This is a genomic window from Methylobacterium sp. Leaf399 (assembly GCF_001424525.1).
GTDB lineage: Bacteria > Pseudomonadota > Alphaproteobacteria > Rhizobiales > Beijerinckiaceae > Methylobacterium.
The window spans coordinates 167,412-193,453 of record NZ_LMQK01000023.1 but is presented as its reverse complement, the minus strand read 5'-3'; the positions used below and the strand labels follow the sequence as shown (position 1 = coordinate 193,453).

Below are 26,042 nucleotides of genomic sequence, written 5' to 3'. Positions count from 1 at the left end.
ACGTTGAGACGGAGCGGCGCCTGGAACAGGGTCGAACGACCCCGGGCGCCGAACGTTTGACGAGTATGACGGGACCGGTTCGGGATAACGCGATGCGTCGGGTGGTGGTGACGGGTTTGGGGATGGTGACCCCGCTCGGGAGCGGAGTCGAAGCCACCTGGAGCCGGTTGATCGCCGGGGACAGCGGCGCTGCCAAGGTCACGGCCTTCGACGTCGATGACCTCGCCTGCCGCATCGCGTGTTCGGTTCCCCTCGGCGACGGCAGCGACGGCACCTTCGATCCCGACCGCTGGATGGAGCCGAAGGAGCAGCGCAAGGTCGATCCGTTCATCGTCTACGCGATGGCGGCGGCCGGCCAGGCCCTCGACGACGCCGACTGGCACCCCAAGACCCACGAGGATCAATGCGCCACCGGCGTGATGATCGGTTCGGGCATCGGCGGCATCGGCGGCATCTACGACGCGTCGGTGACCCTCCACGACAAGGGCCCGCGGCGCATCTCGCCGTTCTTCATTCCCGGACGCATCATCAACCTCGCCTCCGGCCAGGTCTCGATCGCCCATGGGCTCAAGGGCCCGAATCACGCGGTGGTCACCGCTTGCTCCACCGGCGCCCACGCCATCGGCGATGCCGCCCGTCTCATCCAGTTCGGCGACGCCGACGTGATGCTGGCGGGGGGCGCCGAATCCCCCGTCAACCGCCTCGCCATCGCGGGTTTCGCGGCCTGCCGCGCCCTGTCGACGGGGTTCAACGACGACCCCGCCCGCGCCTCGCGGCCCTACGACAAGGACCGGGACGGCTTCGTGATGGGCGAGGGCGCCGGCGTCGTGGTGCTCGAGGAATACGAGCACGCCAAGGCTCGCGGCGCCAAGATCTATGCCGAGGTCGTGGGCTACGGGCTCACCGGCGACGCCTACCACATCACCTCGCCCGCCCCCGACGGCGACGGCGCCTTCCGCTGCATGACGGCCGCCGTGAAGCGGGCCGGCATCGCCCCCTCGGCCATCGACTACATCAACGCCCACGGCACCTCGACGCCGATGGGCGACGAGCTCGAACTCAAGGCCGTCGAACGCCTCCTCGGTGAGAGCGCGGCCAAGGCTTCGATGTCGTCGACGAAGTCCGCCATCGGCCACCTCCTGGGTGCCGCCGGCGCGGTCGAGGCGATCTTTTCCGTCCTGACCATCCGCGACGGGGTCATCCCGCCGACGCTGAACCTCGACAATCCCTCCGTCGAGACCGCCATCGACCTCGTGCCGCACGAAGCCAAGCGCAAGCGGGTCGACGTCGTCCTGTCGAACTCCTTCGGGTTCGGCGGCACCAACGCCTCCCTGGTGATGCGCCGCGTCGAGGCTTAGCCCGACGGCGGATCGCTCACGCGGGGACGGTTTCCGCCGTCGCGACCGGGAGACCGGTCGCTGGACGCCACGCGAGACCGTCGCGCGCCGCCGCGACGAGATCGGCGTGGATCGCGGGATCGGCGAGCCAAGCATCCACCCGCGCACAGACCAGCCTCTCCGTCGACCGCTGCGCGTAGAGGCCGTAGCTCTCCGCGATGAAGCCGGAAAGGCTCATGGTGCGGGACCGTCCGGTCTTGGCAAATTCCGGCGTCAGGAAGAGGGCGCTGCCCGGGACGCCGTAGTACTCCGCGATCTCGGGGTAGACCGGCCAGGTCCCGAGGCGGATGAACTCGTCGGCGAGATAGGCATCGAGGTCGCAGTCGCCGTAAGCGATCCCGGCCTTGTCGAGGAGGCCGCGGGCGAGGTCGGCGGCCACGTACATCTTGGGATGGTTGGTGGCATGCATGAAGCAGCCGCGGCGGGTCCAGCGGGCGAGGTCGGCCTCGAGGTCGTAGCCGGTCTGTTCGCCGAGCAGGCGCAGGAAGGCCACCGATTCCGTCCAGCCGTCGAAGTATCCCAGGCGCCGGTAGACCGCGGCCGTGAACAGCCGCCGCGTCTCGTCCGGATCGAGGCCGGCCCGGAACCCGAACAGGGCCAGGGCCGAATGCGACCGCCCCATCGGACCGACGAGGAGGTTGCCGTCGCCGGGCACAACCTCTTCGCCGATGTGCACGAGGTCCGGATGAAACGCCGGAAACACGATCGACGGCATCAGGATGAGGTTGGCGCTGGCCCTCAGGGTCTCGATGTCGCCGCCGTCCTTGAACGCCGGCAGGTAGGTGTTGGCGAAGACGACGTCGCTCTCCTGGGCCGCCTCCACGAGGTCGCTCATGCGGGCGAACGTCTTGGCGGCGCTGAAGGCGGAGACGAAGGTCACGGAGGCGCCCGGCAGGATGAGCCGCATCGCCCGGGCGACCGCCGCACCCTGGCAGATCCCGATCACCAGGATGCGCGGCGATCCGGTGGCGCTCTCGGGAGCGAGGCGGGAGAGGGCGCCGCGTTGAACCCTTCGCAGAACGTCGATAATCGGCATGGTCGGGTTGTCTCACCATTGCCTGACGAGAACAAGCATCGGCCCCTTGAGCGCCGTACCGCGATCGCAGGAGGACCCATGGCGTCCGATCGACCGACAGCCGACCCCTTCGCGACGAACCCCTATTCCGCCTTGCCCGACCGTCGATCCTGGCGGAAGGCCGTGGCCGGAACCCCTCCCTTCGCCCTCGACCCCACCGGCGCCGCCGGCTTCCGGCTGACGCGGACCGAGCGCATCGCCACCGCCGGGAGCTGTTTTGCCCAGCACGTCGCCCGCGCCCTGAAGGCGGAGGGTTTCAATTTCCTCGTCGTCGAAACGCCGTCGGCCGGCACCGCCACCACCGCATCCGCGGACGGGGAGGGGGATTTCTCGGCGCGCTACGGCAACATCTACACGACGCGCCAGCTCGTTCAGCTGTTCGAGCGCGCCTTCGGTACCTTCGCGCCGCGCCTGGAGGCCTGGCAGCGTGCCGACGGGCGCTTCGTCGATCCGTTCCGGCCGCGGATCGATCCGGACGGCCACGAAAGCCCCGAGGCCGTGGCGACGGCCCGCGAGGTCCATCTCGCCCACGTCCGCACCCTGTTCCAGACCCTCGACACCCTGGTGTTCACCCTGGGCCTCACCGAGGGATGGCGCGACAGCGCAGATGGCGCCGCCCTGCCGCTTCCGCCCGGCGTCGCCGGCGGGATCTGGGACCCCGCCGAGGTCGGCTTCGCCAATGCCGGCGTGGCCGAGATGACCGCCGACATGCTCGCCTTCGTCGATGCCCTGCGCGGCGTGAACCCGGCGGCCCGGGTCATCCTCACGGTCTCGCCGGTGCCGCTGGCCATGACCTACGCCGACCGCCACGTCCTGGTCGCCAACGCCTACAGCAAGGCGGCCCTGCGGGTGGTCGCCGAGGAGGTCTGCGCTGCCCGGCCGGAGGTGTTCTATTTCCCCTCCTACGAGATCGTCACGGCGCCGACCACGCAGGGGCGCTACTTCGCCGACAACCTGCGCGCGGTGACCCCGGCGGGCGTCGCGCACGTGATGCGCTGTTTCATGGCCCACGCCGCGCACGAGGGCGCGCGGGCGGAGGCACCGCGCTTCGACGTCCGAAGCGAGAACCAGCGCACCGCGAAGGTGGTGTGCGACGAGGAGCTGCTCGATTCCTGACGATCCCGACGAGGGCGTCGCCGGATCGCGTTTTGGCCATAAAAATCGCTAGACTCCGGCGATCGATGCCAAGCTTGACGGTGGTTGCGGCGCAGGGCCACGTGAGTGTGGCGGCGATCGGCGCTTCCGAAATCCGCACAGGGTGTTCATGTTCCGCAGACGCCAGCCGCCAGCGCCCTCCGCTCCCGCGGACGAGCCGGCCCAACCGATCCGCCTCTCGCCCCGCAGCCCGAGCGAGGCCATCAAGCCCACCGCCGCCCCGGCGCCGCCGACCCGGCCCGAGCGGCGCCGGGGTGGCCTCGTCGGCACCATCAGCGGCCTGCTCACCCTGTTCGTCGTCGTGGCGATCGCCGCGATGATCGGCCTCTCGGTCTTCCAGCGGCAGACCCGCGAGCCGGGTCCGCTGCCGGCCGACAAGGTCGTCGTCATCCCCTCGCGCAGCGGCACCAGCGAGATCGCCGAAGCCCTGACCCGCGAGGGCGTGATCGCCCATACCGGCCTGTTCGAGATCGCCGCCCGCCTCAGCGGCAAGGCCCTCAAGGCCGGCGAATATCCATTCAAGGCCCATGCCAGCCTCGCCGACGTCATCGACGTGCTCGCCGCCGGACGGCAGGTGCAGCACGCCATCACCTTCCCCGAGGGGCTGACCAGCGAGCAGATCGTCGCCCGGCTCAACGACGACGACGTGCTGGCCGGCGACATCAACGAGATCCCGCCCGAGGGCGCGCTCCTGCCCGACACCTACAAGTTCGAGCGCGGCGCCACCCGCCAGCAGATCCTCAACCTGATGCGCACCAAGCAGCGCGAGGTGCTCAACCAGATCTGGGCCCGCCGCAACGCCGAGGTCCCTGTCAAGACGCCGGCCGAGATGGTGACGCTCGCTTCCATCGTCGAGAAGGAGACCGGCCGCGCCGACGAGCGCCCCCGGGTCGCCGGGGTCTTCGTCAACCGCCTCAACAAGCGGATGAAGCTGCAGTCGGACCCCACCATCGTCTACGGTCTGGTCGGCGGCCGCGGCACCCTCGGGCGCGGCATCCAACGGTCCGAGATCGACCGGCCGACGCCCTACAACACCTATGTCATCGAAGGCCTGCCGCCCGGCCCCATCGCCAATCCCGGCCGGGCCGCCCTCGAGGCGGTGGCCAATCCCTCCCGCACCAAGGACCTGTTCTTCGTGGCCGACGGCACCGGCGGCCACGCCTTCGCCGAGACCCTCGAAGGCCACAGCCGCAACGTGGCACGCTGGCGTCAGGTCGAGCGCAGCCGCCAGTCACCGGCGACCTCCGACGCGGCCCCGGTCGACAAGGCCGAGCCGCCGGTGGAATCGGCCGCCGGCGCCAAGGCCTCGGCCTATGCGCCGGGCGGGGCGAACTTCGCCCTCGGCGCCGGACAGGACACCACGGCGCAGAAGTCCAAGGCCTTCGACGCCTCGGAAGGCACGAAGCTCGACCCCCTGCGCAACAAGACCTTCGACCTCAATTCGGCCAAGTCGGTGCCGGCCCTGCGCCAACCGTGACCGAACCGGCGCCGCCAGAGGCGACCCTGTCGAGCATGACCGGGTTCGCCCGTGCCGCCGGCACCACCGGCCCCGTGCAATGGGCCTGGGAGGTCCGCAGCGTGAACGGGCGCGGCCTCGACATCCGCCTGCGGGTTCCCACCGGCTACGACGGCGCCGGCGAGACCGCCCGCGTGGCGCTCCAGCGTGCGCTGACCCGCGGGCAATGCCAGGTCACGCTGTCGATCACCCGGCCCGAGACGCCGCCGCGCGTGCGCATCAACGAGACGCTGCTCGCCTCCCTGGCCGCCTCCGTCGCCCGGGTGCCGCTGCCGCCGGGGATGTCACCGGCCACCCTCAACGGTCTGCTGGGCATCCGTGGCGTGGTCGAAGCCGACGAGGAGCCCGCGGCCGATGCCGAAGCGCTGTCGCGGGACCTGGCGCAGGCCGCATCGCACCTCGTGGCCGATCTCGTGGCGGCGCGACGGGACGAGGGCCGCCAACTCGGCGCGATCCTCGCAGGACAGATCGCGGCGATGGAGCGCCTGACCCGGGCCGCCGAGGATTGCCCGAGCCGCAGGCCGGAGGCCGTGCGGGCGCGCCTGGCCGCGGCGGTGGCCGCGCTCGCCGGTGCGGGCGGCCTCGACGGCGACCGGCTGCATCAGGAGGCGGTGCTGCTGGCGGCCAAGGCCGACGTGCGCGAGGAACTCGACCGGCTGCAGGCACATCTGGCCAGCGTCAAGGACCTGGTAGTCGGCGGCGGCGGCATCGGCCGTAAGCTCGACTTCCTGGCCCAGGAACTCGGGCGCGAGGCCAATACCCTGTGCGCCAAGGCGGGCGACGTCGCCCTGTCGCGGATCGGACTCGACTTGAAGGCCGTGGTGGAGCAATTCCGCGAGCAGGTTCAGAACGTCGAATAGGTCCCGGGACACATGGCAGGCACAACCATCGGGCGGCGCGGGTTCATCCTGATCCTGTCCTCGCCCTCGGGGGCGGGCAAGACGACCCTGACCCGGGCCGTGGCCGGCGACCCGACCTGGGGCCTCGATCTCTCGATCTCGGTGACGACCCGGCAGCGGCGCCCGTCCGAGATCGACGGCAAGCACTACACCTTCATCGACCGCGAGGCCTTCGACAGCCTGCGCGCCCGCGACGACCTCCTCGAATGGGCGGAGGTCCACGGCAACTTCTACGGCACGCCGCGGCGCCCGGTGGAGCGGGTCCTGGCCGCCGGCCGCGACATGATCTTCGACATCGACTACCAGGGCACGCGGCAGGTGCGGGGCAAGCTCGCCGACGACGTGGTGACCATCTTCATCCTGCCCCCGAGCATGGCCGAGTTGCGCAGCCGCCTCGAGCGCCGGGCCGAGGATTCGCCCGCCACCATCGAGAAGCGCCTCGCCAACGCCCGGCTCGAGATCCAGCGCTGGAACGAGTACGATTACGTGCTCGTCAACGACGACCTCGACGAGGCCTTCCGCTCTCTGCAGGGCATCCTCACGTCCGAGCGCCTGAAGCGATCGCGGCGCACGGGATTGACCGAATTCGTCGAGGGCCTCCTGAACGAGCCGGACGCCGGCTGAGCCCGTCGTCGGAAAAGCGAGCCTCGACGACGGCGTCAGATCACCGTCCCACGGCGCGCTTCCAGGCTCTGCCACACCATGAGGGCCGGCAGGCCCAGCACCACGTCCGGCACGCGCTTGACCAGGGAGAGCGCCAGCGCCGTTCCGGCGTCGAGGCCGAACAGTCCGCCCACAAGGACGAAGCCGCCCTCCTGGATGCCCAGACCGCTGGGGACCGGGAAGGCCATCGCCTTGATCGCCTGGGTGAGCGCCTCGATCACGATCGCATCGGCCAGCCCCGCTCCCTCGACGCCGAGGCAGACGAGGGCGATCCAGATCTCCACCGCCCCGAGGAACCAGGCCGCGACGTGCAGCACGGTCGACCACAAGAGCGGCCGTCGCCGTCCCGCCGCCCAGACCCGGTCGAGGGCATCCTGAACGTCCCCGGCCTGCGCCGGGGCGCCGGGCTTGGTCTCGGTATCGGCACCGCCGCCGTCCCGCGTGAATCGCCGGCCGAGGTCGCCCACGAGGTTCGTGAGGCGCCTCAGGGCTCCTGCGCGCTGGAAGGCGAAGAACGCCGCCAGCACGATCGTCATCGCCATGAGGGCGTTGGACGCCCATTGCGCCAGCAGCGTCGCCTCCTCTCCCGGCACTTGGTGGAGCAGGACCACGCCGACCACCGCGAAGGCCACCAGCGCCCCGGACTGGATCAGGAGATCGACCAGGATCGAGGCCGCGGCGAAGGTGCCGGCCGCGCCCCAGAACGTGAGGAGCCGGCCGCCGACGATGTCGCCCCCCACCGAGGCCACGGGAAGCAGGGTGTTGATACCCTCGCGCACGAACCGCAGGATGACGAAGGCCGCCTGGGGCACCGCGGCGATCCGGTCGAGGAGGCAGGCCCACCCGAGGCCGCACAGGAGCAGGATGACCATCCGCACGAGGACGATGGCGGCGAGGCCCAGTGGCCCGATGCGCGCGAAGGCGGCGCCGATGGCGGTCGTGTCGTTGGTCGCCACGAGCCAGACGGCGAGGCCCAGGCCGATCAGGGTTGCCGCCAGCGGCAGGCGCCTCAGGATCGCCCTGGTCGCGGTGGAGGCCAGCCCCGCCCCGGTGCGGGCATTCGTCATGGGCGTGCGATCCCGGTCGCACGTGGGAAGCGACGGCGCATGTCCTTCACCGGCGGCTCCTCCGACGTCGTGCGACGGCCCGTGAGCCCGGACGGGCTGGACGTCGATTCCATCGTGCAGCGATAGGGACGCTTTGGGGCCAAAAGTCGATGGGCGCGCCCGGGCTCGTGGTCCCGGATCGGCAGAGGGGACAGGATGGGCACGCATCGCCCGGTCCCCGAAACGAAAAACCGCGTCCACCGGAATGGACGCGGTTTTCGATGTCGACCCTGCTGCCGAAAGCGGGATCGCTCCGGGTCCGACCCGTCAGTGACGGTAGTGCTGGATCCGCGTGGTTCGAAGTCCGGCCAGGCCGTGCTGGTCGATCGAAAATTGCCAGCTCAGGAACTCTTCGGTCGTCAGCGTGTAGCGTTGGCAGGCTTCCTCGAGGCTGAGGAGCCCGCCACGGACGGCGGCGACGACTTCGGCTTTACGGCGGATGACCCAACGACGGGTCGTGGTCGGAGGCAGATCGGCAATCGTCAACGGGCTTCCATCGGGCCCGATGACGTACTTCACTCTCGGGCGGTGCGGTTCGGTCATGATACGCTCTACAACTCGACTGACCTGTCGAGCCCTGAGGTTAGGCGCGCCCACTTAAAATATCTTGAAACGGATCGATCGCATCTGAACCGACGTTGACCGTGTCATGTGGATAACCCTGCGCCGATGTTCCGGACGCTCGAAACGGGCAGGCGCGAGGCCCCCACGAGCAGCACCGGTTCGGTGCCCGTGAGGTCGATCGCATCGACCTTTCCGGTGAGCTGGGTATCCACCGAAACTTTGGCGCCGGTGGCGTCGACGGCGTCGACCTTGATCGAATAGGTGCCGTTGGCCGAGCTGAAACCCGACGAGGTGCGGCCGTCCCAGGCGAAGGTCTGGGCACCGGCGGTGAGCGCCTTCGTCTGCGTCGCCACCACGTTTCCCTTGGCGTCGCTGATCGTGATGGTGGCCTGCTTGGCCGCACGCGCCGGCGTGAGGCTCCAGTTCGCCGCCCCGTCCTTGAGCTGCGCGGTCCGGCCGTCGGCGGTGACCGTCTGTCCGATGAAGCCGGTGGCCGAGGCCGCGCTCGACGACTTGGCGTTCGACAGGATCGAGTCGAGGCGGTCGTTGGATTTGAGCTGCTGCTCGACGCCGGCATATTGCACCAGCTGCTGCGTGAACTGGTTGGTATCCAGGGGATCGAGCGGGTTCTGGTTCTTCAGCTGCGTCGTGAGCAGCGTGAGGAACTGTTGAAAGTTGCCCGCAATCTCCTGCTTGTCGGCCGCGACCCCGGTCAGGGCTGCGGTGTTGGTACTGGCGAGCGAACTGATGCCGGCGGTCATGATGGCGATCCTTCAGATCCGGATGTCGATGCCGGCGATCCCGCGCAGCATGCGCGGGGCGGCGTAGTCGGGAAGGGGTTGGGCGGCTGCGTCCGCGCCGGCCGGCCGGGTGCGGGCCTCGCCGGGCCGGGACTCCGACCGCGGGTCGCCGGATCCCTGCCCCCCGGGACCGCCGTCGCCGCGCAGGGACAGGTCGATGCCGGAGCCGGCGTCGAGCCCGGCCTGGGACAGGGCCTGCTGCAGGTTGCCCGCGTCACGCTGGAGCAGGGCCAGGGTCTCGGGGCGGTCCACCACCACGCGGGTCGTGACCGTGCCGGTGTCCTTGTCGATGGCGAGCGTCACGTCGATACGCCCGAGGTCGATCGGGTCGAGGCGAATCTGGAACTGGCTCGATCCCGACAGCGAGCGCAGGCCGATCGTCATCGGCACGGCGCCGATCGGAACCGGCGGGCCCTGGTGCGGGGTGGTGGCCGATGGGGTCGAGGCCGGACCGCCCGGGGCTGCGGCGACGCCCGCGGCGGCCACGCCCGCCACCGGTGCACCATACGCCGGCGTGCCCGCGACCTCCTCTCGCGGCGCCGCAGAACCCAGTTCCGCGGCGAACGACGCGGCGGCTGTCGGAACGGCGGAGCTCGCGTCGGCCGGATCGGTGGATGGCACGGCCGGGCCGGCAGCGTCCGACGCTGGGGCGTGGCCCTCGGCCGTCTCGGCGCCTGCGGCGGACCGCCCGGCAGCGATGGGGGCTGGGGCGTCGCCCTGCGAAGCGGCCGGGACTTCGGGTCCGGCGAGGAGGAGGGGAGCGTGCGCGCTCGCGTCGGGCGAAGCCGCCTTGCCGGACGTCGCTTCGTCGTGCTCGCGTTCGGTCTCTCCGTCCGCGGCAGGCCAGGCGTCGCCCTGCTCCGGATCCGGCTCGCCGGCCGGCATCCGAACGCCGGATGTCGGCGTTGGAAAGAAGAACGACGGCAGCGGCAGGGTCGTCGGCGATGCCTCGGTCGAAGCCTCGTCCTTATCCTCGTCCTCGTCGGCGGCGGCGATGTCTTTGCCTTCACCCGAGACCGTCGAGACGGGGGCCTGGCCGGACACCGGAGCCCCGGTCGAGCCGGGCACCGGCGGCGGACCGGCACGAGGCGAACTCGCCGAGGCCGCCGCATCGCATCTCGCCGAAGCCGCAGCGGGATCGGTGTCCCGGACGGGCGGCCTCGCGATCGGGCCCGGTCTGCGTTCATGGACCACGAGACCGGGCCCGACCGGTTCGGTACCGGAGGCGCGGCGCGTTCCGTCGAGCGCCGCTCGTGATGGAACCGCTCCGGCATCGGCCGTCCTGGCCGACGTCGCGGCGGTCTCGGTCGACGCGGGGGGGCGGGCGCGCGCTTCGGCCGCCCGCGATGCCTGCCGGGGAGCCGTCGGGTCGTTCGCAGCGTCGGCCCCGGCGAGGGTGAAGCGTTCGACGACGGTGGCCTGGCCGGCAGCATTCGAGCGCGCGGGGGTCCGCGAGGGTTGTGGCGTCCGTGCATCCGTCTCGTTGATCCGCATCGTCATCCGTCTCGCCCGGCCTCGGCAAGAGGTATGGCAAGGGCCGAGCCAGATAGACGGCCATTCAAGCCACTCGAAAACAACGGTTTTTCGGAAACGCCGGCTCGGCGTACGCAGCCGGACCCTGCCGAATCTGCCGCGGATCGGCAGGATCTGCCGACCTCCCGGTGCCGACCGGGCCGCCATGACGGATGCGGCGGCGAAACCGCCGCCATCCCTGGAACTTGCGGGGCGGGATCGCTATAGGAAGGGAGCGGGCGAACGGGTCCGTTCCCCTTCCGGGCACCGGCAAGCCGCGACACGATGAATTCCCTCGACCTTCCCAAGGCTCCGCACGAGACGCGGGTCGTCGTCGCCATGTCCGGCGGCGTCGACTCCTCCGTCGTGGCCGGGTTGCTCAAGCGCGAGGGCTACGATGTCGTCGGCGTCACGCTCCAGCTCTACGACCACGGCGCCGCGACCCATCGCAAGGGCGCCTGCTGCGCCGGCCAGGACATCGACGACGCCCGCCGCGTCGCGGAATCCCTCGACATTCCGCATTACGTCCTCGACTACGAGGACAAGTTCCGCGAGGCGGTGATCGATCGCTTCGCCGAGAGCTACCTCGCCGGCGAGACTCCGATCCCTTGCGTCGAGTGCAATCGGTCCGTGAAGTTTCGCGACCTGCTGGGCCTCGCCCGCAGCCTCGACGCGGATGCCCTGGCCACCGGCCATTACGTGGCGAGCCGGCCGATCGCCCCGGGCGCGCCTGAACGGGCGCTGTACCGCGCCCTCGATCCGGCGCGCGACCAGAGCTACTTCCTCTATGCCACCACCCCGGAGCAGCTCGACTTCCTGCGCTTTCCCCTCGGCGAGTTGCCCAAGGACGAGACTCGTCGCCTGGCGCGCGAACTCGGCCTGTCGGTATCGGACAAGGCCGACAGCCAGGACATCTGTTTCGTGCCGCAGGGCCGCTATGCCGACGTGATCGCCAAGCTGCGCCCCGACGCGGCCAGGCCGGGCGACGTGGTCGACCTCGACGGCCGGGTGCTGGGGCGGCACGAGGGCATCATTCATTACACCGTCGGCCAGCGGCGCGGTCTGCGCCTGGCGCTGGGCGAGCCGCTCTACGTGATCCGCCTGGAGCCCGACGCGGCCCGGGTCGTGGTCGGCCCCCGGGCGGCGCTGGCCACCAGCCGCATGCGCTTGACCGACGTGAATTGGCTCGGACCGATGCCGGCCGCCGGCATCACCGACATGCCGGTGGCGGTCCGTGTGCGCTCGACCCGCGAGCCCCGGCCGGCGACCCTGAGCTACAGGCCCGCGACGGGTGAGGCCGATGTCGTGCTCGGGCTGCCCGAGGACGGGGTCTCGCCGGGCCAGGCCTGCGTCCTCTACGCCGACGACGGGCCGCGGGCTCGCGTCCTGGGCGGCGGCACCATCCGGCGGATCGACGCCCTGCAGGCGGGAACCGCCCGCGCCGCCTGAACTCCTTCCCCGACTCCCCAGATACGAGGTCGACATGCTGAGCGAGCCGCAGGCCGGTCCGAGCACCGCGCTGATGCGCAAGGCCTACGCGCGGTGGGCGCCGGTCTACGACGTGGTCTACGACAAGCTGACCGAGCCGGCCGCCCGCGACGCGGTCCAGGCGGCGGTCGCCTGCGGCCCGCGCATCCTCGAGGCCGGCGTCGGGACCGGCCTGTCGCTCGGCTACTACCCGCCCGGCAGCTTCGTGTGCGGGGTCGACCTGTCCGAGGACATGCTCAAGCGGGCGCGCCGCAAGGTCCTGCGTCGCGGGCTCTCGCATGTGCGCGGCCTGCAGGTCATGGACGTGTGCCGCCTCGGTTATGCCGACGGCAGCTTCGATGCGGTCGTGGCGCAGTTCCTGATCACCCTGGTGCCGGACCCGGAGGGGGCGCTCTCGGAGTTCCTGCGCGTGGTGCGGCCGGGCGGCGAGATCGTGCTCGCCAACCACTTCGGCCAGAGCGACGGCCCCATGGCCAAGGTCGAGGAGATCGTGGCGCCGCTCTGCACCAAGATCGGCTGGTCCTCCGACTTCAAGTCGACCCGGATCGAGGCCTGGGCGCGCAGGAACGGCGTCGAGTTCATCGGGGTCGCCCCGACCTTCCCGGGCGGTTTCTTCAAGATCCTGAGGATGCGCAAGCCGGTCTGACCGGGCGCGGCGACCCAGGAGTGCGCATGAGGAGCGTCGGCGACCTGCGCTGGCGTGGAGGGGCCGCCCTGCGCTGGCTGCCCTTCGCGCTGCTCGTGGCGGCCTCCGTCGGCGTACTCGTGTCCGGGGCTTCCCGTTTCGTCGACCTCGACCAACTCCTCGCGTCCCGGGCTTGGCTGTCGGCGGCGGTCGCCGAGAACCCGGCCCGCGCGATGGCAACGGCCTGGCTCGTCTACGTGGGTTGCGTCGTCGTCTCGGTGCCGGCCTCCCTGTTCCTGACGATGATCTGCGGCTTCCTGTTCGGCATGACCGCCGGAGCCTGCCTCGCCGTCGCCGCGGCCTCGACGGGGGCGGCCATCGTGTTCTCGATCGGGCGCTGGGCGGCCGCCGACCTCCTCGCCCGCAGGGCCGGGCCCCGGCTCGCGGCCCTCGCCGACGGCTTCCGGCGGGACGCCTTCGGCTACGTCGTCGTGCTGAGGCTCCTGCCCGTCTTTCCGTTCTGGCTCACCAATCTCGCCCCGGCCGCCTTCGGCGTGCGGCTCTCGACCTTCGTCCTCGCGACCGTGGTGGGCCTGACCCCCGGGGCCTTCGTCTATGCGGCGGCGGGAGCGGCCATCGAGGATATCGTGGCCACCCACGAAGCGGCCAGGGCGGCGTGCGTGGCCGCTTCCGGCCTCGATTGCGACGCCGCGCTGTCGTTCGGGGCGTTCGCGACGCCGAAAGCGGTGGCGGGGCTCGTCGCGCTGGCGGCCCTGGCGCTCGGTTCGGTGGCGCTCAAGCGTTGGTTCGACCGGCGCCAACGGCGACGCGGCGCCTGATCACGACCGCATGGGGGGGGCGGGCCATGCGGCGAGAATCCCATCTCGCGGTGCACCTTCGTCAACGTCGTGCGATGATGGTATCCTGACGGTCAGAGCATGACGACCGCGCATGCGGTCGATCGTGTATAAGACTATCTTGCCGGACTTGGCCCCTCGACAAGCTATCGTCATCCCTGTGCCGTCGAATGGGGTCGACGGTCGGCTCGCGACACGATGGCACGAAGCGATAACGACCGGTATGGACATGACTGCAGCCATCGACGTCGCCAAGACAGATCCCTCGCCCGCGCAACCCGACCGTCGGGAAGTCGGCGCCCGTGCGGAGAGGTGGTTCGACTTGTCGGGCCGGCTGTTCGTCGCCGTCTTCGTCTTGGTTTTTACCATCGGACTTCTCGTGGCGATCGCAGTGATCGTCCAGGTTCGTCGTGACTGGCTGTCGGAACGCCTCAATGCGGCGACGATCGCGGCCATCGCCGTCGAGTTCGCGCCCGTCGGGAGTCCACAGGAGGACAGGATCCGGCTGCTGCTCGACACCCTCGGGGCCAGGGCCATCGCCGTCGAGACCGTCGGCGTCCGGCGTCTCATCGGCAGCGTTGCCGAAGCGGACGCCGGCAGCCGCAAGCTCCACATCGGCGTCGAAGGGGTCGCCGCCGCGACGGCCGCGGCCGGAACGCTCGTCTTCGACGGGTCGATGCGGACGCTTTGGGTCGTCGGTCACGGGAGCGCGCGTCACACGTCCGCCGTCGAAGACCGTCCGGCCCCGCGCGCCCAGCTTCCTCGCGTCGAGGTCCTGGTCGACGAAACGGAGATGCGGTCCTCGATGATCGACGTGGCGGTCCAGCTTGTGGTCGCGGCCCTGCTGTCGGCGCTGGCGATCGCAGGTCTCGTCTCCGTTGTGGTGACCCGCCGTGTCTCGCGTCCGGTCCGCCGGCTGATGGCCAACGTCGGCGCCTTCGCCAGCGACCCCGAAGGCATCGGCCGCAACATCGTCCCGTCCCAGCGCAAGGACGAGATCGGCCGGGCGGAGATCGCCCTGGCGCAGATGCAGGGGGCCCTGGCGGGCGAATTGCGGGAACGGCGGCGCCTGGCCGGGCTCGGGCTGTCGGTGAGCAAGATCAACCACGAGCTCAGGAACCTGCTGACGACCGCGCAACTCCTCGGCGACCGCCTCGAAGGAGTCGCCGATCCGGTGGTCCAGCGTGTCGCTCCCCGCCTGATCGCGACCCTCGATCGGGCGATCCGGTTCTGCGAGGCGACGCTGGCCTACGGCCGCGCCACCGAGCCGTTCCCGCAGCGGCGCCATGTCCTGCTCGCCCCGATCCTCAGCGAGATGGAGGATCTGGCCGGGCTGAGCCACGATTCCCGGATCGCGATCCGGACGCGGGCGGAAGCCGGGCTCACGGTCTTCGTCGACCCCGAGCAGTTCTCGCGCGCGCTGATCAACATCGTGCGCAACGCGGTCCAGGCCCTCGATGCGGCGGGAACCCAGGAGGTGTCCCCCCTCGTCACTGTGACCGCGCGCCGCGACGGCGGGCGCGTGGTCATCCTGATCGCCGACAACGGCCCCGGTCTGCCCGAGAGCGCGCGGGCGACCTTGTTCGCGCCCTTCCAGGGGTCGATGCGGGCCGGCGGCAGCGGACTCGGCCTCGCCATCGCCTCGGAGCTGGTCCATCTCAACGGAGCGACCCTCGGCCTCGACGAAGGTACCACCGGCGCCTGCTTTCGGATCGTCATTCCCGACAGCTATGCTTCGGGCGAGGGTGACGCGAAGGTCGCGTGAGGGTGGTCGAACGATGCCGTGCGCAGGACCGTGTCAGGGGGTCACGCGATGACGTCGCGGCGTGGAGAATGGCCGGCGACACTGACGGTTAACCAGCCTGAGCGATCGCCGAACTGTAGACCGGTCGTCGATGCCTATTCGGCCGCCAGTGCGAGGCCGGGGACGGTGATCCCGATGTCACGCAGGAGTTCGGCGTCGGCGTCGGTTTCGTTGTTGGCGGTGGTCAGGAGCCGCTCGCCGTAGAAGATCGAATTGGCGCCGGCGAGGAAACACAGGATCTGGGCCTCGCGGGTCAGTTCCTTCCGGCCGGCGCTCAGGCGCACGCGCGCGCGCGGCATCACGATCCGCGCCGTGGCGCACATCCGCACGATGTCGAGGGGATCGACGGGCGGACGGTCCTCGAGGGGGGTGCCGGGCACGGCGACGAGGGCGTTGATCGGCACGCTCTCAGGATGCGGCGCGTGGTTGGCGAGGACCTGGAGCATCCCGGCCCGGTCGCTGATCGCCTCGCCCATGCCGACGATGCCGCCGCAGCAGACGCCGATGCCGGCCTCGCGCACGTTCTCCAGCGTCGTCAGCCGGTCCTCGTAGGTCCGCGTCGAGATGATGTCGCCGTAGAAGTCCGGGCCGGTGTCGAGGTTGTGGTTGTAGGAGGTGAGGCCGGCCTCGGCCAGGCGCCCCGCCTGCGAGGCCGTGAGCATCCCCAGCGTCACGCAGGCCTCCATGCCCATGGCGCGGACCCCCCGCACCATGGCGAGGACGGTATCGAACTCCGGCCCGTCCTTGGGCTGGCGCCACGCCGCCCCCATGCAGAAGCGGTGGGCGCCCGAAGCCTTTGCGGCGGCGGCCTCGCGCAGCACCGTATCCACCGGCATCAGGCGTTCGCGCACCTGCCCGGCCTCCTTGTGGTGGGCCGATTGCGGACAATAGGCGCAGTCCTCCGGGCAACCGCCCGTCTTGATCGACAGGAGGCTCGCCCGCTGGATGTCGGCGGGATCGTTGTGCGCCCGGTGGACCTCGGCCGCCCGATACACGAGATCGAGCAGCGGCAGGTCGTGGATCGCCTGGATCTCCGCGACGGTCCAGTCGTGCCGGATCGCCGGGGATGCGTGGGACGGGGCGGAGGCGGAGGCGGTCTCGATCATCCGCCTAAGAGGCCAATCCCGGCCGGAAAATCAAGCCGATGGCGCAGTCGCCCGAGCCCGACCGAGCCGACTCAGTTCGTCGGCTCGCCCGCGGCGACCTTGGCCGTCCAGTCGTCGAAGGCGACCACCGTCTGGCGTTGCCGCCCGAGCCCCGCGATGCCGAGGCTGACCACGTCGCCGCTCTTCAGGTAGCGCGGCGGCTTCCGGGCGAGGCCGACGCCGGGCGGCGTACCGGTGGTGACGACGTCGCCGGGCTCCAGGATCATGAAATGGGACAGGTAGGCGACGATCTGCGCCACCCCGAAGATCATCGTCGCGGTGGAGCCGGTCTGCATGCGCTCGCCGTTGACGTCGAGATGCATCGCGAGGTCGTCGAGGGCCGGCACCTCGTCGAGGGTGACGAGCCAGGGCCCGAGGGGACCGAAGGTCGGGCAGCCCTTACCCTTGGTCCAGGTGCCGCCGCGCTCCATCTGGAATTCGCGCTCCGAGACGTCGTTGCAGATGCAGACGCCGGCCACGTAGTCGAGCGCCTCGTTGGCGTGGACGTAGGAGGCCGTCGCGCCGATCACCACGGCGAGTTCCACCTCCCAATCGGTCTTGGCCGAACCCTTCGGAAGGATGAGGTCGTCGTTCGGCCCGCAGATGCAGGACGGTGCCTTGTTGAACAGGATCGGCTCGGAGGGGATCGCCGCGCCGGTCTCGGCCGCATGGTCGGCGTAGTTCAGGCCGATCGCGACGAAGTTGCGGGTCCCGCCGACGCAGGGGCCGAGCCGGGTACCGGCGTCGACCGGCGGCAGGCTCGCCGGGTCGATGGCGCGGATGCGCTCGAGGCTACTCCGGGACAGGTGGCGACCGGCAATATCCCGCACGATCCCCGACAGGTCGCGAATCGTGCCGTCGGCATCGATCAGACCGGGCCTCTCGTCGCCCCTCGCTCCATGGCGGACCAGCTTCATCTTTTTCGCCTCTCGTTAACGGTCGATTAGGGAAATTGGGCCTCTCCGCCCGAGGGCAAGGCCGAAACGCTGGCGACGCGACCGAACCTGTTGCACGAACCACACGGGCCCCACTCAACCGGACATCACCTGCGCGTTTTTGTCCGGCACCTGCATCATCCTGCAGAATGTTTAGATGTGAACCAATTCTCGACTCACGGTTTCGATATCCGAGAAAGATGACTCGCTACGAGGAAAAGCGATATCTCATCTCTATAACCGAAACAAATATCGATTTTTTTCAAGACGAACGGAGGGATTGCGAAGTCACGGGAGGCGCGGCAATCATGTTCCCAAGGCGGCGGCGCGGGGGTTTGGCTCGGGCATGCGAACGCCAGACACAAGAGCCAAGGCTGGGGAACGGGTCATGATCGGACATCTTCGGGGACTGGCCATCGCGGGCCTGTCGGCGACGGCCCTCACGGCGGGCTGGGGCGAGGCGCAGGCCGGCGCCTTCGCGATCCGCGAGCAGAGTGCACAGGCGCAGGGGTTGGCCTTCGCGGGCGCGGCCTCGGGCTCGGGCGGCGTCTCCTCCATGTTCTGGAACCCCGCCACGGTGACGATGGCGCCGGGCTTCGTGAAGGAGCAGAACCTCAGCTTCATCAACCTCTCGGCGCGGATCACGCCCCAGGCCGGCACCAGCCCGGCCTTCGCCGGCCTCGGTGGCAGCGGCGACATCGGCCAGGGCGCCATCGTACCGGCCGGCGCGACGTCCTATCAGCTCAACGATCGGATCTGGCTCGGGCTCCAGACCGGGGCGCCGTTCGGCCTCGTGACCAAGCCGCGCAACACCTGGGCCGGCGAAGTCTACGGGCGCTCCAACCGGATCTTCTCCCTCTCCTTCAATCCGGTCATCGGCTACAAGGTCAACGAGTGGTTGTCCGTCGCCGCCGGGCCGAACATCGAGTATTTCCGCCTGACCTTGCGTCAAGCCACCGGCGTGCTCGCGGGACCTCCCTTCAACGTCCCCACCGTCGCCCTGCCCAGCACGTCGCTCAAGGGCGATTCCTGGGGTGTGGGCTTCACGGCCGGCGCGCTGATCACGGCCCCCACCGGCACCACGCTGGGCGTCGGCTACCGCTCGTCGGTGCACCATGAGATCGAGGGTGCCGTCGGCGTGCCGCTGGTGGCCCTCGCCGGCAGGGCCGGTCAGGTCAGGGCCAACTTCAACACCCCCGAGAAGGTCACGGTGGGCCTGACGCAGGCGATCAACCCGGTCACCCGCGTCAGCTTCGGCTTCGAGTGGGACAACTGGTCGAGGGCCGGCGACATCGGCATCGTCCAGCGCAGCTCGGGCCTGACCATCTCGTCTCTGCCGCTCAACTACAAGGACGGCTTCACCTATTCGGTCGGCGCCGAATACGACTGGTCGCCGAACCTGACCGTGCGCGGCGGTGTCGCCTACGAGATCTCGCCGATCGATTTCGAGAACCGCTCCGTGCGCCTTCCCGACAGCGACCGCTTCAACGTCTCGCTGGGTGCGAGCTACCGCTGGAACGAGAAGCTCACCCTGCTGCTGGCCTATTCCCACCTGTTCCTGGTCGGCGACAGCAAGATCCTGGCGGGCGCCGGGCGCGACTACAACGAGCGCCTGCTCACCGGCCAGAGCATCGCGTTCGCCGCCGACACCCGCGGCAGCGCCGACATCGTGTCCGTGGGCTTCCGCTACGTCTTCGGCGAGCCGGTGCGTCCGGTGGCTCCGATCGTCCGCAAGTACTGAGCAAGGCCTGAAATCGGCACCGGCCGCGGAGGAATTCCGCGGCCCGGCGCCGGCGGCAGGCTGCGACGTCACGCCTTCATGCGGACGTAGGTGCCCGGTGCGGGCCCGAGCGAGGGAAGGCCGGCCGCACCCGGGACGCGCGCCGGAACGCGGGCGGGCGCCTGATGCTCCAGCCAGGAGAACCAGTAGGGCCACCACGATCCCCTGGTCTCGGTGGCGGCGGCCAGCCAATCCTCAAAACGGCCCTTGGCCGGCCCTCCGGTCCAGAAGCCGTATTTCGGCTTGTCGGGCGGGTTGACGACGCCGGCGATGTGGCCGGACCCGGCCACCACGAGGTCGACCTTGCCGCCGAATTTCGACGAGCCCTCGAACACCGACAGAGCCGGGGCGATGTGGTCCTCGCGGGTGGCGAGGTTGAAGACCGGAACCTTCACCTTCTTCAGGTCGAGGCGGATGTTGCCGATGGTCATCTTGCCCCGCGCGAGGGTGTTCTCCAGGTAGCAGTTGCGCAGGTAGAACGAGTGGTTGGCCGCCGGCATTCGGGTGGCGTCGGCGTTCCAGTAGAGCAGGTCGAAGGGCAGCGGCTTCTTGCCCTTGACGTAGTTGTTGACGACGTAGGACCAGATGAGATCGTTGGGCCGCAGCATGTTGAACGCGGCGGCCATGCCCGACCCCTCGAGGTAGCCGCGTTTCTTCATCTTGGCCTCGATGGCGCTGATCTGCCCCTCGTCGGCGAACACCTTGAGATCGCCGGCGTGGGTGAAATCCACCTGCGTCGTGAGGAAGGTGGCGCTCTTGATGCGCTTGTTGCCGGTGGCCGCCTGCATCGCCAGGGTCACCGCCAGCAGGGTGCCGCCGACGCAGTAGCCGGCCGCGGCGATTTCCGTCTCGCCGGTGGCGACCCCGATGGCGTCGATGGCCGCCTCGATACCCTCGCGCATGTAGCTCTCGAAGTCCTTGCCGGCATGACGCTCGTCCGGATTGACCCAGGAGATGCAGAACACGGTCAGGCCCTGCGAGACCATCCAGCGGATCAGGCTCTTCTGCGGGTTGAGATCGAGGATGTAGAACTTGTTGATCCACGGCGGCACGATCAGGAACGGGCGCTTGAGCACCGTCTCGGTGGTGGGCGCGTACTGGATCAGCTCGATCAGGTCGTTGCGGAACACCACCTCGCCCGGCGTCACCGCCATGTTGACGCCGACCTCGAAGTTGGAGGGGTCGGTCTGGCGCACCCGCAACTGCCCCTTGCCCGCCTCGATGTCCTCGGCGAGCATCTTCATGCCGCGCACGAGGTTGGCGCCGTTCTCCTCCAGGGTGTGGCGGATGAGCTCGGGATTGGTCATCACGAAGTTCGACGGCGACAGGGCACCCGCGATCTGGCGCAGGTAGAACTGCGCCTTGTGCCGTGTGTGGTCGTCGATGCCGTCGGCTTCGACCACGAGCTCCTCGGCCCAGCGCGAGGTGATCAGGTAGCTCTGCTTGATGAAGTCGAAGACCGGGTTGGCCGACCAGTCGGCGTGCTTGAACCGGGTGTCCTTGGGCTCGGGTTCGGCCACCGGCGGCACCGCCTCGCCCTGGAGCCGATGCCAGGTCGAGCCCCACAGCGCGATGAAGGCCTCGCTCAGCTTGGCCTGCGCCTGCATCGCCTTCTGCGGATCGACCATCCAGCTCTCGGCCACCGTGCCGAGGGTGCGGACCACGTCGTTGACCTCTTCCGGGGGCTCGATCGGCTCGGGAACGGCAAGGGCGCCCGGCTGCGCCACCTTCGGCGCCATGTAGAGGGCGGCGGCGCGTCCGAACTCCTCCATGAACTGACTGGCGTTGCGGGACAGGGCCTCGATATCCGGCCGCGGCGTGGTGCTGTCGATGCTCACGCGTGCGAGTCTCCCTGAGTGTCGGCCTTGTCGCCTGCCACCGTGCCGGGTCCGATGCGGTGGGGCTAGCCTCGTTTCCGCCAAATTAACGCGCGAGTGCGACGGGACGCTACGGGATTCGCACCGCTTTCTCGCGCAGGACCGACATGCTCCGGCTCGCCGTCCCCGCCCTCGTCGTCCTGGCTCTGGCGGTCACAGGCTGTTCGGGCGACGTCAGCCCGCTGCGCCAGGCCTACATGGCGCCTGCGGCCAAGCCCGTCGTGGCGCCGGAATTCGTGGCCGGCTCGCGCAAGGCCGACGAAACGTTCCTGCCGGTGGGCGTCTCGGCACCGGCGCGACCGATCCGCGCCCGCTCCAGCGAAGGCGCCAAGGCGCTGGCGGCCGAACTCGAAGGCGCGCGCGGCGCCAACGAAGCCAAGGGCCGGGCCGCCGAGAGCGCGGCGCGCGCCACCAAGCCCGCCAGCGCGACGCCCTAGACAGGGTCGCGTCGGCAGGCCAACGCTTCACCCTGCTCAGGTCGTTGGTCTGTCGCAGGTTTTCGACGCAAGGCCGGTGACCGCTTTTGCGAAACCCGCCTAGAGATTCCGGGTCGGCGTTTGGGCCGCGTGGTGCTAGACTCCCGCCGATGTCAAAGCGATGACAGATCAGCATGGACGGGCTCGCCCGTTCCGATGGACACCGTGAAGGCCATGACCGACTTCCACCGCATCAAGCGCCTGCCGCCCTACGTGTTCGAGCAGGTGAACCGGATCAAGGCCCAGGCCCGCGCCAACGGCGCCGACATCATCGACCTCGGCATGGGCAACCCGGACCTCGACGCGCCCAAGCACGTCATCGCCAAGCTGGTGGAGACCGCCGGTCGGCCGCGCACCGACCGCTACTCCTCGTCGAAGGGCATCGCCGGCCTGCGTAGGGCCCAGGCGAACTATTACCAGCGCCGCTTCGGGGTCGGCCTGAACCCTGACACGCAAGTGGTGGCCACGCTCGGCTCGAAGGAAGGTTTCGCCAACATGGCGCAGGCGATCACCGCGCCGGGCGACGTGGTGCTGGTGCCCAACCCGAGCTACCCGATCCACGCCTTCGGCTTCCTGATGGCCGGCGGCGTCATCCGCTCCGTCCCGGCCGAGCCGACACCGGCCTTCTTCCCGGCGGTCGAAAAGGCGATGCAGCACTCGATTCCGAAGCCCGTGGCGATCGTGGTCTGCTACCCTTCGAACCCGACGGCCTACGTCGCCTCCCTCGATTTCTACCGGGACCTCGTCGCCTTCGCCAAGCGCCACGAGATCATCATCCTGTCCGACCTCGCCTATGCCGAGGTCTATTTCGAGGGCGAGCCGCCGCCTTCGGTGCTGCAGGTGCCCGGCGCCATGGATTGCACCGTGGAGTTCACCTCGCTCTCGAAGACCTTCTCCATGGCCGGCTGGCGCATGGGCTTTGCGGTCGGCAACGAACGGCTGCTCGCCGCGCTCACCCGCGTGAAATCCTACCTCGACTACGGCGCCTTCACGCCGATCCAGGTGGCGGCCACCGCTGCGCTCAACGGTCCGGAGGATTGCATCGTCGAGATGCGCTCGATCTACAAGAAGCGCCGCGATGCCCTGATCGAGTCCTTCGACAAGACCGGCTGGAAGATCCCGAGCCCATCGGCTTCGATGTTCGCCTGGGTGCCGATCCCCGACAAGTTCAAGGACCTCGGCAGCCTCGAGTTCTCCAAGCTGCTTTTGGAGAAGTCGGATGTGGCGGTGGCTCCCGGCATCGGCTTCGGCGAGCACGGCGACGCCTTCGTGCGCATCGCGCTGGTGGAGAACGAACAGCGCATCCGGCAGGCGGCGCGCAATATCCGGCGGTTCTTCGAGAACGCCGACCGGACACTGCACAACGTCGTCCCCATGGCCAAGGCCGGGTGAGCACGCCGACCGCCCGACCCGGGATCGCATCGTTTTTCGCCCTGCCGACAACCTTGTTGCCGGCAGGCGACACGTCTGCGCAAACGACGATGCCGGCCATGCGCGGGTGGCGCACATGCTTGTCATGTCGTGGAGGGCGGATGCAGGGTCCTGCGATGCCGAACGGCGGGTGATCCGAGGATGGTATGCGTCGACTGAACCTGACCGTTTCACTGCTGCTGGCCGCATCGGCGGGCGCGTGTGCGCCCAATCCGATCGTCGCCCGCGATCCCGTCCCAGCTCCGGGACCCGGCGTCGCCTATGTCTGCGACACGCGGCCCCTCGTCCTGAACGCGATGTCGAGCACCTGCGAACCGGTCGAGCGGCAACCGCAGGTCGTTCTTCGCAGAAAGGGCTGATGGATCACACCATTTCCAGTTGATCACTTCGTGATTCGGACATGGGTTTCGCTCAGGCGCCGTGCGGGCTCGGTGATACGGTTCCCGCTTGATCCAAGCGGAAACCGTATCAGCCATGAAAAAGGAGGCCGGACCAACGGTCCGACCTCCTCCTCGACGACGATCGACGGCCGCGATTAGCGAGCGGGCGTCGGGTTCGAGGGCTTGGGCGCTACGGTCGGGTCGCCGGTGACCATCCCGTTGCTGCCCGGCGCCATGCGCGCGCCCGGCGCCACGGCGGTCCCGGTGGTCGAGGGCGCGGCCTCCATGCTGTCGCCCTTTCCGACGACGCCCGACTTCGAACCGGCCGCGTTAGTACCGACGCTGTCGTGGGTGGCCGGGCCGCTCTGCGCAAAGGCGGCGCCGGAGAGGCCGACGAGGACGGTGGCGACGGCGAGACTCGTGCTGCGAATCATGATGAGATTTCCACGGTTGTGATGGGTTGCTGGCCTATCAACGCGGCATTCGCCGTTTCGTTCGGCAGCGATTGCCTTGATTGACGCCAATGCCAGACCCGATCACGCGGCTAGGCCCGACTACTCGGCCGAGCGGGGAATGAGCGCCGTGCGAGGACCGCATGTGATAGGCTCCCCGCAACCGACCGCCATTCAACCCGTCGTCTCGCGGAACGCCGACCACCGCCCAGGACATTGCCGATGACATTGCCGATGACACGCTTTCCGAAGACTGCTTTCTGCGCGTCACGCCCGCACGGAATGCGACCGTCCGCCTGGACGTTGGGCGCGATGCTGGCCTGCGCGATTCCGTTCGCGGCCGGTTCGGCCGAAGCCCAGCAGGGTCGTGCGCTCGGCGCCTACGGTCCGGTCGTGTTGCGGGTCGACCGCGATACCGGCCAGCCCATCGTCGGACCCGAACGGCAGGATCTGCGTGCCGTGCGCGCGGTCCCCGTCCCCACCGTCATGAACGGAAGCGGGTTCGGCCTGTCGGGCGTCGACTACTACAGCGACGGCCTTCACGAGGGCCCGCTGCGCACCGGCAGGCGGACCAACGACTTCATCCTGGCGCCGGCCCTCCGGCCCGAACGGAGCCGCTGACGCTCCACCGGCCCTGCAGCGCCGTCAGACCGGTGCGGCGACGATAGCCAGGGGCAGCTCGATCCGGACCCTGGTGCCGGACGGGCTCATCGGGCCGATGGTCGTCTCTGCGCCGAGCTGGCGCGAGAGCGTCTGGATCAGCGACTGGCCGAACGTGCTCAGCCGCGTCGCGGTGGGCGAGACGCCGACCCCGTCGTCCTCGATCACCGCGACGATGCAGGCCGCCTCGCGCGCGATGCTCACCGCCAGCGTCCCCGGCTTGCCGGGGGGAAACGCGTGCTTGAGGGCATTGGTGAAGAGCTCGTTGAAGAGCAACGCCAGGGCAGCGGACTTGCCGGCCTGAACCAGCACCGGCATCAGGTCGAGCCGGACGCGGATGTCGGTGCGGCCGGTCGCCCCGACGAGGTCGTCGAGAAGATCGCGGACGTAGTCGGCCACGTCGAACCGGGAGACGTCGCCCGACCGGTGCAGCCGGTGATGGACGGTGCTCAGGGCCTCGACGCGCGAGAGGGTATCCAGCAGGCTGTCGCGAAGGCGCAGGTCAGAGCGATCGAGACTCTGCAGCAGGATCATCGCGGAGACCATCTGCAGATTGTTCTTCACGCGATGGTCGATCTCGTGGACCAGTGTCGTCGCGGTCTCGAGGGCGGCGGCCAAGGCGAGATTGGCGTGGCGCAGTTCGTCGGTCTGCCGGTGCTGGTCGGTCACGTCGACCTGGGTGGCGAAGAAGTACCGGACCTCGCCGGACTTTCCGCGAACCGGGCTCAGGGACAGGACATTGTGGAAGGCCGACCCGTCCTTGCGATAGTTGACGAGCTCGACCGTGAGATCCACTCCCGCCGCGATCGCGCGGCGGATGTCGGCGATGGCGGCGGCGTCGCTGTCCGGTCCCTGGAGAAAACGGCAGTTGCGACCCATCACCTCCAGGAGGGAGTAGCCGGTCAGGCGCAGGAAGGCGTCGTTGGCGAAGACGATGGGGTGATCGGGCAGAGTCGGGTCCGTCATCACCATGGCGATGCTCGACGCACGCATGGCCTCCGCGAACGGATGGGTTCGATCCAGATCGATCGACGGCATGGTCATCTCGTGCCGGGCCTCGGCCTCGCTCCGCTCGGCGGCACGCCGCGAAGCGTGCCGAGCCGTTCGCCCGACGATATCGGGCCATCGTGGGTTAAGCCGATCGATCGTCGCCCGATAGTGTCCGACGACATGGTTTACTGCCGACGACCGGTTTACCGCTTGTTTTACACAAAGAAATCGCGTCGGAAGGAAGGCATCGGGCATCGGACCGACCGGAGGAGAAATTCTGAATTCAGGTCTTCCGCCTCGCCGACGACCGATCAGCCCCGGCGCGAGGGTCCGAAGGAGGGGAGGGCGCGGGGGCCGCGGGAGATGCGGACCGCGTCGTGCGCTGCGATCCGGGCGATGCGAGCGGCGGCGGCGTTTACACCCCCGCCGGGCGGCGCTATCACACCGCTCCCCGC

At 69.5% G+C, this 26,042-nt stretch carries 24 protein-coding genes; 14 read left to right on the top strand and 10 right to left on the bottom strand.

The annotated features are described in order from the left end of the window. The first annotated feature begins 92 nt into the window (after positions 1 to 92). Positions 93 to 1,358 (top strand): beta-ketoacyl-ACP synthase II, encoded by a 1,266-nt coding sequence (gene fabF, locus ASG40_RS11970; RefSeq protein ID WP_055885724.1) that lies wholly within the window; start codon positions 93 to 95, stop codon positions 1,356 to 1,358. Positions 1,359 to 1,374: 16 nt separating this feature from the next. On the opposite strand, the gene ASG40_RS11965 is transcribed toward fabF, so the two are convergent. Next, the gene (locus ASG40_RS11965; protein ID WP_055885722.1) at positions 1,375 to 2,433 is read right to left on the bottom strand and encodes a WcbI family polysaccharide biosynthesis putative acetyltransferase; all 1,059 of its coding nucleotides are present in this window, start codon (positions 2,431 to 2,433) and stop codon (positions 1,375 to 1,377) included. Positions 2,434 to 2,511: 78 nt separating this feature from the next. On the opposite strand from ASG40_RS11965, the gene ASG40_RS11960 reads away from it, so the two are divergent. The 4 genes from ASG40_RS11960 (at position 2,512) to gmk (ending at position 6,666) form a co-directional block, all read left to right on the top strand. After that, positions 2,512 to 3,588, top strand: a complete 1,077-nt coding sequence (locus ASG40_RS11960; RefSeq protein WP_055885717.1) for a GSCFA domain-containing protein — start codon at positions 2,512 to 2,514, stop codon at positions 3,586 to 3,588. A gap of 148 nt (positions 3,589 to 3,736) precedes the next feature. Then, positions 3,737 to 5,104 carry an endolytic transglycosylase MltG gene (gene mltG / locus ASG40_RS11955; protein WP_055885714.1) on the top strand — a complete coding sequence of 456 codons (1,368 nt, stop codon included), beginning with the start codon at positions 3,737 to 3,739 and terminating at the stop codon, positions 5,102 to 5,104. Positions 5,105 to 5,139: 35 nt separating this feature from the next. Next, positions 5,140 to 6,003, top strand: coding sequence for a YicC/YloC family endoribonuclease (locus ASG40_RS11950; RefSeq protein ID WP_055885712.1), 864 nt, complete (start codon positions 5,140 to 5,142; stop codon positions 6,001 to 6,003). 12 nt (positions 6,004 to 6,015) lie between these two features. After that, entirely contained in the window at positions 6,016 to 6,666 is a 651-nt protein-coding gene (gmk, locus tag ASG40_RS11945; protein WP_055885709.1) for a guanylate kinase, read from the top strand. A 35-nt stretch (positions 6,667 to 6,701) separates the two neighbouring features. Here gmk and ASG40_RS11940 read toward each other — a convergent pair whose 3' ends face one another. From ASG40_RS11940 to ASG40_RS22205, 4 genes are all read right to left on the bottom strand, one after another. Then, positions 6,702 to 7,772: a lysylphosphatidylglycerol synthase domain-containing protein gene (locus tag ASG40_RS11940; protein WP_055885706.1), complete on the bottom strand. Its 1,071-nt coding sequence runs from the start codon at positions 7,770 to 7,772 to the stop codon at positions 6,702 to 6,704. 306 nt (positions 7,773 to 8,078) lie between these two features. Further along, complete coding sequence (gene sciP, locus ASG40_RS11935; RefSeq protein WP_055885701.1) at positions 8,079 to 8,354, bottom strand: CtrA inhibitor SciP; 276 nt, start codon at positions 8,352 to 8,354, stop codon at positions 8,079 to 8,081. Between the two features lie 104 nt (positions 8,355 to 8,458). Then, entirely contained in the window at positions 8,459 to 9,136 is a 678-nt protein-coding gene (locus ASG40_RS11930) for a flagellar hook assembly protein FlgD (RefSeq protein ID WP_055885698.1), read from the bottom strand. A 12-nt stretch (positions 9,137 to 9,148) separates the two neighbouring features. Then, positions 9,149 to 10,855, bottom strand: coding sequence for a flagellar hook-length control protein FliK (locus ASG40_RS22205; protein ID WP_082524034.1), 1,707 nt, complete (start codon positions 10,853 to 10,855; stop codon positions 9,149 to 9,151). 117 nt (positions 10,856 to 10,972) lie between these two features. On the opposite strand from ASG40_RS22205, the gene mnmA reads away from it, so the two are divergent. The 4 genes from mnmA (at position 10,973) to ASG40_RS11905 (ending at position 15,422) form a co-directional block, all read left to right on the top strand. Then, on the top strand, positions 10,973 to 12,136 hold the full coding sequence (gene mnmA / locus ASG40_RS11920) for a tRNA 2-thiouridine(34) synthase MnmA (RefSeq protein ID WP_055885693.1): 1,164 nt from the start codon (positions 10,973 to 10,975) through the stop codon (positions 12,134 to 12,136). A gap of 34 nt (positions 12,137 to 12,170) precedes the next feature. Then, complete coding sequence (locus ASG40_RS11915) at positions 12,171 to 12,821, top strand: methyltransferase domain-containing protein (protein ID WP_055885691.1); 651 nt, start codon at positions 12,171 to 12,173, stop codon at positions 12,819 to 12,821. A gap of 26 nt (positions 12,822 to 12,847) precedes the next feature. Next, positions 12,848 to 13,639: a TVP38/TMEM64 family protein gene (locus tag ASG40_RS11910; RefSeq protein ID WP_055885688.1), complete on the top strand. Its 792-nt coding sequence runs from the start codon at positions 12,848 to 12,850 to the stop codon at positions 13,637 to 13,639. A gap of 247 nt (positions 13,640 to 13,886) precedes the next feature. After that, entirely contained in the window at positions 13,887 to 15,422 is a 1,536-nt protein-coding gene (locus ASG40_RS11905; RefSeq protein WP_055886393.1) for a sensor histidine kinase, read from the top strand. A gap of 134 nt (positions 15,423 to 15,556) precedes the next feature. Here ASG40_RS11905 and bioB read toward each other — a convergent pair whose 3' ends face one another. Both bioB and ASG40_RS11895 read right to left on the bottom strand, forming a co-directional pair. Beyond that, entirely contained in the window at positions 15,557 to 16,567 is a 1,011-nt protein-coding gene (bioB, locus tag ASG40_RS11900) for a biotin synthase BioB (protein ID WP_055885685.1), read from the bottom strand. 71 nt (positions 16,568 to 16,638) lie between these two features. Further along, the gene (locus tag ASG40_RS11895) at positions 16,639 to 17,523 is read right to left on the bottom strand and encodes a fumarylacetoacetate hydrolase family protein (RefSeq protein WP_055885682.1); all 885 of its coding nucleotides are present in this window, start codon (positions 17,521 to 17,523) and stop codon (positions 16,639 to 16,641) included. Positions 17,524 to 17,929: 406 nt separating this feature from the next. Here ASG40_RS11895 and ASG40_RS11890 point away from each other — a divergent pair, with 406 nt between their 5' ends. After that, the gene (locus ASG40_RS11890; RefSeq protein ID WP_055885679.1) at positions 17,930 to 19,282 is read left to right on the top strand and encodes an OmpP1/FadL family transporter; all 1,353 of its coding nucleotides are present in this window, start codon (positions 17,930 to 17,932) and stop codon (positions 19,280 to 19,282) included. A gap of 68 nt (positions 19,283 to 19,350) precedes the next feature. Here ASG40_RS11890 and ASG40_RS11885 read toward each other — a convergent pair whose 3' ends face one another. After that, on the bottom strand, positions 19,351 to 21,093 hold the full coding sequence (locus tag ASG40_RS11885) for a PHA/PHB synthase family protein (RefSeq protein ID WP_200944264.1): 1,743 nt from the start codon (positions 21,091 to 21,093) through the stop codon (positions 19,351 to 19,353). Positions 21,094 to 21,305: 212 nt separating this feature from the next. On the opposite strand from ASG40_RS11885, the gene ASG40_RS11880 reads away from it, so the two are divergent. The 3 genes from ASG40_RS11880 (at position 21,306) to ASG40_RS11870 (ending at position 23,464) form a co-directional block, all read left to right on the top strand. Further along, a complete protein-coding gene (locus ASG40_RS11880; protein WP_055885672.1) occupies positions 21,306 to 21,635 on the top strand; it encodes a hypothetical protein in 330 nt (109 codons plus the stop codon). Positions 21,636 to 21,848: 213 nt separating this feature from the next. Further along, positions 21,849 to 23,066, top strand: coding sequence for an LL-diaminopimelate aminotransferase (locus tag ASG40_RS11875; protein WP_055886389.1), 1,218 nt, complete (start codon positions 21,849 to 21,851; stop codon positions 23,064 to 23,066). Positions 23,067 to 23,251: 185 nt separating this feature from the next. Further along, positions 23,252 to 23,464, top strand: coding sequence for a hypothetical protein (locus ASG40_RS11870; protein WP_055885669.1), 213 nt, complete (start codon positions 23,252 to 23,254; stop codon positions 23,462 to 23,464). Positions 23,465 to 23,640: 176 nt separating this feature from the next. Here the strand turns inward: ASG40_RS11870 and ASG40_RS11865 are convergent, their stop codons facing one another. Beyond that, the gene (locus ASG40_RS11865) at positions 23,641 to 23,919 is read right to left on the bottom strand and encodes a hypothetical protein (protein WP_055885666.1); all 279 of its coding nucleotides are present in this window, start codon (positions 23,917 to 23,919) and stop codon (positions 23,641 to 23,643) included. Between the two features lie 300 nt (positions 23,920 to 24,219). Here ASG40_RS11865 and ASG40_RS11860 point away from each other — a divergent pair, with 300 nt between their 5' ends. Then, entirely contained in the window at positions 24,220 to 24,558 is a 339-nt protein-coding gene (locus ASG40_RS11860) for a hypothetical protein (protein ID WP_082494530.1), read from the top strand. A 24-nt stretch (positions 24,559 to 24,582) separates the two neighbouring features. Here the strand turns inward: ASG40_RS11860 and ASG40_RS11855 are convergent, their stop codons facing one another. Beyond that, entirely contained in the window at positions 24,583 to 25,842 is a 1,260-nt protein-coding gene (locus ASG40_RS11855; RefSeq protein ID WP_200944257.1) for a PAS domain-containing protein, read from the bottom strand. Between the last annotated feature and the right edge of the window lie 200 nt (positions 25,843 to 26,042).

Excerpts from the sequence above, each read along its gene's own strand:
- gmk (WP_055885709.1), top strand. The coding sequence starts at position 6,016 with ATGGCAGGCACAACCATCGGGCGGCGCGGGTTCATCCTGATCCTGTCC.
- bioB (WP_055885685.1), bottom strand. The coding sequence starts at position 16,567 with ATGATCGAGACCGCCTCCGCCTCCGCCCCGTCCCACGCATCCCCGGCG.
- ASG40_RS11940 (WP_055885706.1), bottom strand. The coding sequence starts at position 7,772 with ATGACGAATGCCCGCACCGGGGCGGGGCTGGCCTCCACCGCGACCAGG.
- ASG40_RS11870 (WP_055885669.1), top strand. The coding sequence starts at position 23,252 with ATGCGTCGACTGAACCTGACCGTTTCACTGCTGCTGGCCGCATCGGCG.
- ASG40_RS11855 (WP_200944257.1), bottom strand. The coding sequence starts at position 25,842 with ATGCCCGATGCCTTCCTTCCGACGCGATTTCTTTGTGTAAAACAAGCG.
- ASG40_RS11865 (WP_055885666.1), bottom strand. The coding sequence starts at position 23,919 with ATGATTCGCAGCACGAGTCTCGCCGTCGCCACCGTCCTCGTCGGCCTC.
- ASG40_RS11915 (WP_055885691.1), top strand. The coding sequence starts at position 12,171 with ATGCTGAGCGAGCCGCAGGCCGGTCCGAGCACCGCGCTGATGCGCAAG.
- mltG (WP_055885714.1), top strand. The coding sequence starts at position 3,737 with ATGTTCCGCAGACGCCAGCCGCCAGCGCCCTCCGCTCCCGCGGACGAG.
- mnmA (WP_055885693.1), top strand. The coding sequence starts at position 10,973 with ATGAATTCCCTCGACCTTCCCAAGGCTCCGCACGAGACGCGGGTCGTC.
- sciP (WP_055885701.1), bottom strand. The coding sequence starts at position 8,354 with ATGACCGAACCGCACCGCCCGAGAGTGAAGTACGTCATCGGGCCCGAT.
- ASG40_RS11875 (WP_055886389.1), top strand. The coding sequence starts at position 21,849 with ATGACCGACTTCCACCGCATCAAGCGCCTGCCGCCCTACGTGTTCGAG.
- ASG40_RS11960 (WP_055885717.1), top strand. The coding sequence starts at position 2,512 with ATGGCGTCCGATCGACCGACAGCCGACCCCTTCGCGACGAACCCCTAT.
- ASG40_RS11965 (WP_055885722.1), bottom strand. The coding sequence starts at position 2,433 with ATGCCGATTATCGACGTTCTGCGAAGGGTTCAACGCGGCGCCCTCTCC.
- ASG40_RS11880 (WP_055885672.1), top strand. The coding sequence starts at position 21,306 with ATGCTCCGGCTCGCCGTCCCCGCCCTCGTCGTCCTGGCTCTGGCGGTC.
- ASG40_RS22205 (WP_082524034.1), bottom strand. The coding sequence starts at position 10,855 with ATGGCGGCCCGGTCGGCACCGGGAGGTCGGCAGATCCTGCCGATCCGC.
- ASG40_RS11950 (WP_055885712.1), top strand. The coding sequence starts at position 5,140 with ATGACCGGGTTCGCCCGTGCCGCCGGCACCACCGGCCCCGTGCAATGG.
- ASG40_RS11905 (WP_055886393.1), top strand. The coding sequence starts at position 13,887 with ATGACTGCAGCCATCGACGTCGCCAAGACAGATCCCTCGCCCGCGCAA.
- ASG40_RS11885 (WP_200944264.1), bottom strand. The coding sequence starts at position 21,093 with ATGGAGGAGTTCGGACGCGCCGCCGCCCTCTACATGGCGCCGAAGGTG.
- fabF (WP_055885724.1), top strand. The coding sequence starts at position 93 with ATGCGTCGGGTGGTGGTGACGGGTTTGGGGATGGTGACCCCGCTCGGG.
- ASG40_RS11910 (WP_055885688.1), top strand. The coding sequence starts at position 12,848 with ATGAGGAGCGTCGGCGACCTGCGCTGGCGTGGAGGGGCCGCCCTGCGC.
- ASG40_RS11930 (WP_055885698.1), bottom strand. The coding sequence starts at position 9,136 with ATGACCGCCGGCATCAGTTCGCTCGCCAGTACCAACACCGCAGCCCTG.
- ASG40_RS11860 (WP_082494530.1), top strand. The coding sequence starts at position 24,220 with ATGCGACCGTCCGCCTGGACGTTGGGCGCGATGCTGGCCTGCGCGATT.
- ASG40_RS11890 (WP_055885679.1), top strand. The coding sequence starts at position 17,930 with ATGATCGGACATCTTCGGGGACTGGCCATCGCGGGCCTGTCGGCGACG.
- ASG40_RS11895 (WP_055885682.1), bottom strand. The coding sequence starts at position 17,523 with ATGAAGCTGGTCCGCCATGGAGCGAGGGGCGACGAGAGGCCCGGTCTG.